A 10,709-nucleotide genomic window follows, 5' to 3' on the forward strand; every position below is an offset into this window, starting at 1 on the left:
TCAAACCCGGGAAGTCGAGTGGCGAAAGTAGCGAAGGTTAAAACGTTGTACGTATGCACCGAATGCGGCGGCCAGGCGCCGAAATGGCAAGGCCAGTGCCCGGCATGCGGGGCGTGGAATACGTTGGTGGAGTCGGTAGCGGAGTCGCCCTCCGCGCATCGCTTCCAGGCGTTGGCGAAGACATCGCCCGTGCAGCGTTTGTCGGAAATCGAAGCGTCGGATGTGCCGCGATTCTCCACGGGTATCGGCGAGTTTGATCGCGTGCTGGGCGGCGGCCTTGTCGCGGGCGGCGTGGTGTTGATCGGCGGCGATCCGGGAATCGGGAAGTCCACCTTGTTGCTGCAATCGCTCGCGGAGATTGCCCGCGAACGGCCCGCGCTTTATATCAGCGGCGAAGAGTCCGGTGCGCAGATTGCGTTGCGCGCCCAGCGCCTCGGCTTGCTCGGAGATTCGGGAAACGCCGCGCCGGATTTGCGCTTGCTCGCGGAAATCCAGCTCGAGCGGATCCAGGCAACCATCGATGCCGAACGGCCGGAAGTGGCGGTCATCGACTCCATCCAGACTGTTTATTCCGAAGCGCTGACCTCCGCGCCGGGATCGGTTGCGCAAGTGCGCGAGTGCGCGGCGCAGCTTACGCGGATCGCGAAGCAAACGGGGACGGCCATCATCATGGTCGGTCACGTGACTAAAGAAGGGAATCTCGCGGGGCCGCGGGTGCTGGAACATATCGTGGATACCGTGCTGTATTTTGAAGGCGATACCCATTCGTCGTTCCGGCTCGTACGCGCGTTCAAGAACCGCTTTGGCGCGGTCAACGAACTCGGCGTGTTCGCCATGACCGAGCGCGGTTTGCGCGGCGTGGCGAATCCATCGGCGCTGTTTTTATCGCAGCATGAGCAGAGCGTGCCGGGATCTTGCGTGCTCGTCACGCAAGAGGGATCGCGGCCATTGCTGGTGGAAGTGCAGGCGCTGGTGGATACAGCGCATGTTCCGAACCCGCGCCGTCTCGCGGTCGGCCTGGAGCAGAACCGGCTGGCGCTGTTGCTGGCGGTGTTACACCGGCACGCGGGCATCGCCTGTTTCGATCAGGATGTGTTTCTGAACGCCGTTGGTGGCGTCAAGATCACGGAGCCGGCTGCGGATCTGGCCGTGCTGCTGGCTATTCAATCATCGCTGCGGAACAAACCGCTGCCCAAAGGGCTGATCGTGTTCGGCGAAGTCGGGTTGGCAGGAGAAATCCGGCCCTCGCCGCGCGGTCAGGATCGGCTGAAGGAAGCGGCGAAGCTTGGCTTTTCCGTCGCGCTGATTCCGAAGGCGAATGCGCCGAAGCAACCTATCGACGGACTGGAAGTGATCGCGGTGGACCGGATTGAAGAGGCAATCGACCGGGCGCGCACCTTCGATTGATTTGCGCAAAGTCGGCGATCGCGATCGGACCCTTTCGTAATGTGGCGTAAAAAACCGTGCGTCTGCTGTAACCCAAGTAACGCGTTGGTTTTCTATGCTTCTATCGCGACAAACCCCGATACGAGCGGAAAAGGACGACGCCTTGAAACACGTAAATCAAACTTCGTCAGCCCCATCATTTCATCTGCGCGGCTGCCGCGTGTCAGCACCCATCCCGCAACCCTGGGGCGGCGGCTGCCGGATCGTAGAATGGATCGATGCGGAAGGACAGATATCGCGCCGCGTGGTGGCGGAAAACGTGACTGAGGACGAAGTCGTAGCAACAATCCGCTGTCACGTGAAGGGCCGCAAACACATGCTTCACGACGACGAACGCATGCCGCGGCAGACTTTGCCACGCCGGTAGTCAGGATCTGCAATCAGCCGATCAGCCGATCTGTTCCAGCTCTTCATGCGCTTCGAGCCACTGCGCTTCGAGCGCCTCGAGTTGTCCATTCACGTCGGCCTGACGGCGAATCGACTCGGTGAGCCTGCTTTTCATTGACGGTTCGTAGCTGGCGGAATCGGCTACGAATGCATCGAGTTGCGCCTTTTCCGCATTCAGCTTGTCCATTTCCTTCTCGATCTTCGAAATCCGCGACTGCAGCGGTTTCTTCAAGTGCGAAAGTTTCTGTCGCTCTTGCGCTTCCAGCCTGCGCTGTTCCTTGCGGTTTTGCCCGGAATCGAGCGCGTCGTCCGTGCTTGCGCCTCCAGCTTCCTTGGCCGCTGCGCGCTGTTCGGCCGCGTGCTGAAGCAGCCAGTCGCGATAATCGTCGAGGTCGCCATCGAAGGGTTGCAGGCGGTGCTTTGCGACCAGCATGAACGTGTCCGTGGTGGCGCGCAGCAAGTGGCGGTCGTGCGAGACCAGAATCAGCGTGCCTTCGAACTGCGCCAACGCCATGGTCAGGGCGTGACGCGTTTCGAGGTCCAGGTGATTGGTCGGTTCATCGAGCAGGAGAAGATTCGGCTTTTGCCAGATGATCAGCGCAAGAGCCAGCCGTGCCTTTTCTCCGCCAGAGAATGGCGCAATCTTCGCCGTTGCCATCTCGCCGGAGAAATTGAATCCGCCGAGAAAGTCACGTAGTTCCTGCTCGCGCGTATCGGGCGCGAGCCGAGCGACGTGCTCGAGCGCGGAATCGCCAGGGCGGAGCGTTTCGAGCTGATGCTGTGCGAAATAGCCGATCCGCAAGCCTTTTCCTTCGCGCACATTTCCACTCAGCGCTTCCAGCGTGCCGGCAAGCGTCTTGATCAGCGTGGATTTGCCCTGGCCGTTCGCGCCGAGCAATCCGATGCGTTGGCCGTTCTGAATGGACAGCGTAACGCCTTCTACAATCGGCACCTCGCCCGCCTCCGTGCGATATCCGCAGCGCACGCCTTCCATCACCATCATGGGGTTGGGCGCGGAGTCGGGCGTGCGGAATTCGAACGTGAAAGGGGACGAAGCGTGGGCCGGCGCGATGATTTCCATGCGTTCGAGCGCTTTAACGCGGCTTTGCGCCTGCTTCGCCTTGGTCGCCTGCGCCTTGAATCGGTTGATGAAGCTCTGCAAATGCTCCACGGTCTTTTGCTGTTTCTCGTACGCGCTTTGCTGCAACGCCATCTGCTGCGCGCGAAGAATCTCGAATTGACTGTAATTTCCCCCGTAACGCTTGATCTGCCGGTTTTCGAGATGCAGCGTGACATTGCACACGGAATCGAGAAATTCGCGATCGTGCGAAATCACGATCAGCGTTCCCGGGTATCGATGCAGCCAGTCTTCCAGCCAGATGATGGCGTCGAGATCCAGGTGGTTCGTGGGTTCGTCGAGCAGGAGCAGGTCCGAGCGGCACATCAGCGCCTGAGCCAGGTTCAGGCGCATGCGCCAGCCGCCCGAAAAGCTCGCGACCGGCTCTTTGGTCTGCGCGAGCGTGAAACCCAGGCCAATCAGCAGCGTTTCGGCGCGGGCGGGCGCGGTGTAACCGTCGGCATCGGCAAAGGCGGCGTGCGCCTCCGCTTCGGCGGCGCCATCGTGAGCGGCGGATGCCGCTGCAATCCGCGCCTCGATGCTGCGCAGCTGCGTGTCACCGTCGAGCGTGTATTCGAGCGCGGTCCGGTCGACCGCCGGCGTTTCCTGGGCTACGTGCGCGATCTGCCATGACGGCGGCATCGAAAAATCTCCGCCGTCCGCATGCAAATCGCCCCGCAGCACGGAGAAGAGCGTGGACTTGCCCGCACCGTTTGCGCCCACGAGCCCCGCTTTTTCGCCAGGATTGAGCGCGAACGTGGTCTGTTCGAAGAGCGGTTTCGTGCCGCGGGCAAGGCTGAACTGATTGAAGCGAATCACGGCGTGAGACCCAGGCGAGTACGGGAAAACGCTATTTTAGACTGCTGCTGCAACTCGCCGCGCGCTCATTCAGTTGTGCAAGCAATTGGCGATCCGGCCGAATGTTCTTTGACCGGCGTTTCGCTTAGACTGGTTTTTTTTCAAGCGGAGCAACGAATGAACCCCATCTACTCGTTTTCGGCGGAAACCCTGGGCGGCGATACTGCCAGCCTGGAGCAATATCAGGGCAAGGTGCTGTTGATTGTGAATACCGCCAGCGAGTGTGGATTCACGCCGCAATACAAGGGTCTGCAAGAGCTTTACGACCGGTATAAGGACCGCGGTTTCGCGGTGCTCGGTTTCCCGTGCAATCAGTTCGGCAAGCAGGAACCGGGCGACGCGGCGCAAATCGGCGCCTTCTGCGAGAAGAAATTTGGCGTCACGTTTCCCATGTTTGCCAAAGTTGATGTGAACGGCGCCAACGCGCATCCGTTGTTTCGCTATCTGACCGAGGAAGCGCCGGGCGTGCTCGGCACCGAAGGCATCAAATGGAACTTCACCAAGTTTCTCGTCGACAAGGAAGGCAACGTGATCAACCGGTTTGGTTCGGTGACGAAGCCAGATGCGTTGTCTGGCGATATCGAAAAACTGCTTTAGAAGCAGCGGTGTTTTCCGCTTCAAAGGATTGGTGAAAACAGCCGCGCGACGTGCATGGCCATGCGCCGCAGCGGGGGCGCGCCGAGGTAATCGTCGCGGCTGATTTCCCACGATTGTTCGAAGTCTTCGAGCAACATCTTTTCGACTTCGGCGGCGAAACTTTGGTCCACCGTTAACACCATGATTTCGAAGTTGAGGCGAAACGAGCGGTTGTCCAGATTTGCGCTGCCAATAGCCGCCGACATGTCGTCGACCAGTACCACTTTCTGGTGCAGGAAGCCCGGCTTGTAACGGAAGATCCGCACGCCAGCGAGCAATGCATCGTAGGCATAAAGCTTTGACGCGGCGAACACGACGCGATGATCGCGCCGGCTTGGAATCAGGATGCGTACGTCCACGCCACGCAGCACGGCAAGGCGCAATGCGGAGAACACGGCTTCATCGGGGATGAGATAGGGGGTCGTGATCCAGATCCGCGAACGCGCCGCGTTGATGGCTTCGACAAAAAACAGCGAACACGTCTCCTGCCTGTCGGCCGGCCCGCTCGCGAGCACGAGGCAACTCATGTCTTGATCGGAGACCTTCGACGCCTCGACTTCCGGAATGCGCTGCGTCGCCCAATACCAGTCTTCTATGAACACGAACTGAATGCTCGCGACCGCCGGCCCGCGGACTTCAATATGTGTATCGCGCCACGGCGACAAGCGCGGATTTCCACCGAGATATTCCACGCCGACGTTATGCCCGCCGACAAACGCGCATTCACCGTCCACCACGACGATCTTTCTGTGATTACGGAAATTGATCTGGAAGCGATTGACGAATTTGCGCTTGGTCGCGAACGGATGCGTTTGCACGCCGCCCGCACGAAGCGCGTTGACATAGCGATGAGGCAGATCGAAGCTGCCGATGCTGTCGTAGAGAAAATAAACGCGCACGCCTTCTTGCGCCTTCTTGATCAGCAAGTCTTTTAGCTTCAGCCCGAGTTCGTCGGCGCGCACGATGAAAAACTGCACGATCACATAGGTTTTTGCTTTTTCGATGGCCTCGAAAATCGCATCGAACGTCGCGGTGCCGTTGATCAGCACACGTACCGAATTGCCGCGCAAAAACGGCATGCCGCTCAAACGCGTCAGCGCGCGAATGGTGGGATGCCCGAGATACTCGGCCGGATCGCCGGGAGCAACGCCACGCAGGCGGGCGGCTTCATCGGGAAAATTCCATTCCGTTGGATGCGCGCTCTTACGCAGGATTTCGTTCTCTAGCCGACGCGCATCTATATACCCGGCGAACTTGCTGCGCCCGAGAAACAGATACGGAATCAGCGTGAAGTAGGGCATGGCAACGAGCGATACGGCCCACGCCACCGCGCCCTGCGACGTGCGTGTATTGAGCACGGCATGGCTCGCCGCCACCACGCCCAGCAAATGGGCAATGATGACAAACGTGCCGAGATGCAGCCAGTCCTGCCATTCGATATGCATGTACGCGGTTGGCCTGTAGTCGTACGTTCGCGTTTAAGCCGGCAGGTCTGCCGCTTGAATCAGGAAGACGTTGTCGTCACCGGCGCTGGTAGAGAGCCAGACCATGTCCAGGCCGCCTAACGTCGCTTCCACATTCGCACGTTCATTGCCGATCTCGACCACGAGAACGCCGTCCTCGGTAAGCCATTTGCGCGCTTCGCCGACGATCCGCTTCACGATATCCATGCCGTCCGCACCGCCGGCGAGCGCCAGTTCGGGCTCGTGCCTGTATTCGGCCGGCAACGACTGCATGGCGAGTGCGTTGACGTATGGCGGGTTCGTGATGATGACCTCGTAACGGCCGCCGGGCAGCGGCGCGAACAGGTCGCCTTCGTACAACGCAATACGCGAGTCCAGGTCGTAGTCGTCCACGTTCTGATGGGCAACTTCCAGCGCGGGCGCGGAGATGTCGACGGCATCGATATCCGCGTTCTGGAACGCCTGTGCCGCGAGAATGGCGAGGCAACCCGAGCCCGTGCAAAGTTCGAGCACGCGCGAGACTTCGTCGGGGTCCTGCACGTACGGCTGCAGGCCGTCCTGCAACAACTCGCCAATGAACGAACGCGGCACGATCACGCGTTCATCCACGTAGAAGCGATGCCCGTGCATCCATGCTTCGTTCGTGATGTACGCAGCGGGCACGCGGTCTTTTGCGCGCCGCTCGATCACTTTCATGATGGCGTCGATTTCGGTGTCGAGCAGGCGTGCGTCGAGGAACGGGTCGAGCGTGTCGAGCGGCAGATGCAAAGTGTGCAGGACGAGGTACGCGGCTTCATCGAATGCGTTCGATGAACCGTGACCGAACGACAACTTCGCCTCGGTGAATCGCGAAACGGCAAAGCGCAGCAGATCGCGGACGGTGGTGAAGGGCAGCGCCATCGCAGGCTCCTTTAAAATTGGTTTGGATCAGGCGAGCAGCGTTTCGAGCACGCGCCGATAGACGTTTTTCAACGGGTCGATGAACTCTATTTCAACGTGCTCGTCGATCTTGTGAATGCTGCCGTTCGGCGGTCCGAATTCGACCACTTGCTCGCAAATTTGCGCGATAAAGCGGCCATCCGACGTGCCGCCGGTGGTCGACAGTTCGGTGCGTACGCCGGTTTCGTCGAGAATGGCCTGTTCCAGTGCGTTCGACAACGTGCCGCGCGGCGTAAGGAACGGCAGGCCGCTGACGCTCCAGGCGAGGTCGTAGTCGAGCGCGTGTTTGTCGAGGATCGCATGGACGCGGCTTTGCAAACCTTCTACCGTGCTCGCCGTGGAAAAGCGGAAATTGAACATCAACTCGATGTGACCTGGAATCACATTTGTCGCGCCCGTGCCGCTGTGCAGGTTGGAAACCTGCCACGTGGTCGGTGGGAAATATTCGTTGCCGTCGTCCCAATGCGTCTGGACGAGTTCAGCAAGCGCCGGCGCGAGCAGATGGATCGGGTTTTTCGCGAGATGCGGATACGCAATGTGACCTTGCACGCCCTTCACGGTCAGCTTGCCTGACATCGAGCCACGGCGGCCGTTTTTGACCATATCGCCGAGCGTGGCGCTGGACGTGGGTTCGCCGACGATGCAGTAGTCAAGTCGCTCGCCGCGCGCCTTCAGGGCTTCGATAACCTTTACGGTTCCGTCGGTCGCCGGACCTTCTTCATCGCTGGTGATCAGAAACGCGATCGAACCGCGATGCGATGGATGCGTCGCGACGAACTCTTCGCTCGACACCACAAATGCCGCTATGGACGTCTTCATGTCCGCCGCGCCGCGCCCGTAAAGCTTGCCGTGGCGGTGCGTCGGTTCGAACGGCGGCGATGTCCATTGTTCCAGCGGGCCGGTAGGCACCACGTCCGTATGGCCGGCGAACGCCAGCAACTTGCCGTCCGTACCGTCCGTGCCGCGCTTGACTGCCCACAAATTCGTAACGCCGCCCGAAGCGATGGTTTCACACTCGAAACCGATCGCCGATAAACGTTCGATCAGCACGTTCTGGCAATGTTGATCGTCGGGCGTGACGGACGGACGCGCGATGAGTTGTTCGGATAGAAGAAGAGTGCCGGACATGGATTCGAGCCACTTTCAATAAAAATGCCGGCGCGGCGGCCGGCAGGAATCAAGGTTTGCGTAACAACGCGTGTAAGGATCTTCGAACGTTCAGGCGAACAGCGTTTCGTACTTCACGGCGTCGAAACCCAGCGACTTCACGCGGCCGTTCACAACCAGCACGGGCCGCTTGATGATCGACGGCTTATGGATCATCAAAGCAATCGCGCCGACAGTAGAACCCGCCTCGTCCTTATACGTATCCGACAAGCCGCGCCACGTTGTGCCGCGACGGTTGATCAGTTCGTCGAGCGTGACGTCCTTCAACCAGTCCTGCAACAACGCCGTGGACACTCCGGCCTTCTTGAAGTCGTGGAATTCGAACGGCACGTCATGTTCTTCCAGCCACACGCGTGCTTTTTTCACGGTGTCGCAATTTGGAATCCCATATACGACGATCTTTTTCGCGGCCATGGATCAATCGCCTCGCAGCAACTCGTTCAAGCCCACCTTGGCGCGCGTCTTTGCGTCAACCTTCTTCACAATCACCGCGCAATACAGGCTGTGCGAACCGTCCTTCGAAGGCAGATTGCCCGCCACGACCACGGAACCTGCCGGAATGCGACCGTAGGTCACCGAGCCCGTTTCACGGTCATAAATCTTCGTGCTCTGGCCGAGATACACGCCCATGGAAATCACCGAATTTTCTTCGACGATCACACCTTCGACCACTTCCGAACGCGCGCCGATAAAGCAATTGTCTTCAATGATCACCGGGTTCGCCTGCAGCGGTTCCAGCACGCCGCCAATGCCCACGCCGCCTGACAAATGCACGTTCTTGCCAATTTGCGCGCATGAACCGACCGTGGCCCAGGTATCGACCATCGTGCCTTCATCCACATAGGCACCAATGTTCGTGTACGACGGCATCAAGACCACGTTCTTCGCAATGAACGAACCGCGGCGCGCGATGGCAGGCGGCACGACACGAAAACCGCCGGCCGCGAAATCTTCGGCGGTGTAGTTGGCGAACTTCGACGGCACCTTGTCGTAGAACTGACTGTAACCGCCGGCGGGCATGGGCGCATTGTCTTCAAGGCGGAACGACAGCAGCACTGCTTTCTTCAGCCATTGATTGACCACCCATTCGCCGTTCTGTTTTTCGGCGACGCGCAGCGCGCCTTTGTCGAGCTGCTCGATCGCGTGAGCGACGGCCTCGCGCACGTCGGCGGGCGCCGCTTTCGGCGACAGCTCGGCGCGGTTGTCCCAGGCGGTATCGATGATCTGCTGAAGTTGTTGCGACATGGTCGTGACTTGAAGTGAGTGCTGAGATTAAGGAGGGATTTAGCGACCCAGCGAGCGGCAGAAATCCACGATTCGCTGAGCGCCTTCCACGCATTCGCCGACATCCGCGACCAGCGCTATGCGGATAAAACCGCTGCCGGGATTCGAGCCGTGGGCATCGCGCGCCAGGAACGAGCCCGGCAAAACGGTCACATTATAGTCGGCGTAAAGGCGGCCGGCGAACTCGGTGTCCGAGAGTCCGGTGCGCGCCACGTTCGCCCAAAGGTAGAACGCCGCGTCCGGCAGGCGCACATCCAGGACCTCCGCGAGCATGGGCGTGACCGTGGTGAATTTCTTAAGGTACAGCGCGCGGTTTTCACGAACGTGCGCCTCGTCTTTCCATGCAACAACGCTTGCGGCCTGGAACATGGGCGAGAGCGCCGCGCCATGATACGTACGATAAAGCAGGAACTGCTTGAGGATGGACGCGTCGCCAGCGACAAAACCCGAGCGCATGCCGGGCACATTCGAGCGCTTCGACAAACTCGACAGCATCACCAGCCGCTCGAAACCGCGTCCAAGTTGGTGCGACGCTTCCAAGCCGCCGAGCGGCGGCGCGGCTTCGTTGAAATAGATCTCGGAATAGCATTCGTCGGACGCGATCACGAACCCGTGACGGTCCGATAACGCAAACAACTCGCGCCAGTCTTCGAGCGTGAGCACGGCGCCCGTCGGGTTACCCGGCGAGCAGACGAAAAGCAGCTGCGTGCGCGCCCAGATTGCGTCGGGCACGGCCGAGTAGTCGCAGGCGAAGTTGCGTGCCGGGTCGCTATTCACGAAGTACGGCTCTGCGCCCGCAAGCAAGGCTGCGCCTTCGTAGATCTGATAGAACGGATTCGGGCACACCACAATGGGGGGCTCGGCGGCGGCGCGACTATCGATTACAGTCTGGGCGAGCGAAAACAGGGCTTCGCGCGAACCCGAAACCGGCAGGACTTCCGTTGAGGCATTAACGGCGGGAAGCAAATAACGTTGCTGCGTCCAGTCCGCAATGGCCTGGCGCAACGGTTCGCTCCCGGCGGTGGCGGGATACGACGCAAGGCCTGCCATTGCATTGACCACGGCTTCGCGGATCAGCGCGGGCGTGGCGTGTTTCGGCTCACCGATGCCAAAGCTGATTGGCGTGAATTCTTCGCGTGGCGTGACGCCTTTAAACAGCGCGCGCAGCTTTTCGAAAGGATACGGCTGAAGTTTCTGGAGAAGTGAATTCACGGCTTGGTTCGTGCCTCGGTTTCATGCCTCAGGGCGTGGCTGACAGTGAAACAATAAGGTTGCGATTATATCTCGGGGCGCTTTGCCGGCGGCCGTGGAACTTCAATGATGGGGCCATTCGGACTAGAAAAACGCCTGCTTATTGGCCGGTCGATTGCCAATAAAAGACATACATAAAGCGCTCGCCTTAAGCTAAAAGA

General features: G+C 59.8%; 10 protein-coding genes. 3 read left to right on the plus strand and 7 right to left on the minus strand.

Annotated features, from left to right (window positions below; all coding sequences use genetic code 11):
• Positions 1-18 precede the first annotated feature (18 nt).
• Both radA and ASG35_RS03385 read left to right on the plus strand, forming a co-directional pair.
• The gene (gene radA, locus ASG35_RS03380) at positions 19-1,407 is read left to right on the plus strand and encodes a DNA repair protein RadA (protein ID WP_056352672.1); all 1,389 of its coding nucleotides are present in this window, start codon (positions 19-21) and stop codon (positions 1,405-1,407) included.
• Positions 1,408-1,501: 94 nt separating this feature from the next.
• Positions 1,502-1,813: a DUF2866 domain-containing protein gene (locus tag ASG35_RS03385; RefSeq protein WP_156392974.1), complete on the plus strand. Its 312-nt coding sequence runs from the start codon at positions 1,502-1,504 to the stop codon at positions 1,811-1,813.
• A gap of 21 nt (positions 1,814-1,834) precedes the next feature.
• Here the strand turns inward: ASG35_RS03385 and ASG35_RS03390 are convergent, their stop codons facing one another.
• Positions 1,835-3,769, minus strand: a complete 1,935-nt coding sequence (locus ASG35_RS03390; RefSeq protein WP_056352674.1) for an ATP-binding cassette domain-containing protein — start codon at positions 3,767-3,769, stop codon at positions 1,835-1,837.
• 156 nt (positions 3,770-3,925) lie between these two features.
• Here ASG35_RS03390 and ASG35_RS03395 point away from each other — a divergent pair, with 156 nt between their 5' ends.
• Positions 3,926-4,405 carry a glutathione peroxidase gene (locus ASG35_RS03395; RefSeq protein ID WP_056352960.1) on the plus strand — a complete coding sequence of 160 codons (480 nt, stop codon included), beginning with the start codon at positions 3,926-3,928 and terminating at the stop codon, positions 4,403-4,405.
• A 20-nt stretch (positions 4,406-4,425) separates the two neighbouring features.
• Here ASG35_RS03395 and cls read toward each other — a convergent pair whose 3' ends face one another.
• The 6 genes from cls to dapC form a co-directional block, all read right to left on the minus strand.
• A complete protein-coding gene (cls, locus tag ASG35_RS03400) occupies positions 4,426-5,889 on the minus strand; it encodes a cardiolipin synthase (RefSeq protein ID WP_200945678.1) in 1,464 nt (487 codons plus the stop codon).
• A gap of 33 nt (positions 5,890-5,922) precedes the next feature.
• Positions 5,923-6,807, minus strand: coding sequence for a 50S ribosomal protein L3 N(5)-glutamine methyltransferase (prmB, locus tag ASG35_RS03405; protein ID WP_056352675.1), 885 nt, complete (start codon positions 6,805-6,807; stop codon positions 5,923-5,925).
• A gap of 27 nt (positions 6,808-6,834) precedes the next feature.
• The gene (gene dapE, locus ASG35_RS03410; RefSeq protein WP_056352677.1) at positions 6,835-7,974 is read right to left on the minus strand and encodes a succinyl-diaminopimelate desuccinylase; all 1,140 of its coding nucleotides are present in this window, start codon (positions 7,972-7,974) and stop codon (positions 6,835-6,837) included.
• Between the two features lie 90 nt (positions 7,975-8,064).
• Positions 8,065-8,427 carry an ArsC family reductase gene (locus tag ASG35_RS03415; RefSeq protein WP_056352680.1) on the minus strand — a complete coding sequence of 121 codons (363 nt, stop codon included), beginning with the start codon at positions 8,425-8,427 and terminating at the stop codon, positions 8,065-8,067.
• A gap of 3 nt (positions 8,428-8,430) precedes the next feature.
• Positions 8,431-9,258, minus strand: a complete 828-nt coding sequence (dapD, locus tag ASG35_RS03420) for a 2,3,4,5-tetrahydropyridine-2,6-dicarboxylate N-succinyltransferase (protein WP_056352682.1) — start codon at positions 9,256-9,258, stop codon at positions 8,431-8,433.
• Between the two features lie 39 nt (positions 9,259-9,297).
• Complete coding sequence (gene dapC, locus ASG35_RS03425; RefSeq protein WP_056352684.1) at positions 9,298-10,509, minus strand: succinyldiaminopimelate transaminase; 1,212 nt, start codon at positions 10,507-10,509, stop codon at positions 9,298-9,300.
• Between the last annotated feature and the right edge of the window lie 200 nt (positions 10,510-10,709).

Origin of the sequence: Burkholderia sp. Leaf177 (assembly GCF_001424345.1) — a bacterium.
Taxonomy (GTDB): Bacteria; Pseudomonadota; Gammaproteobacteria; order Burkholderiales; family Burkholderiaceae; genus Caballeronia.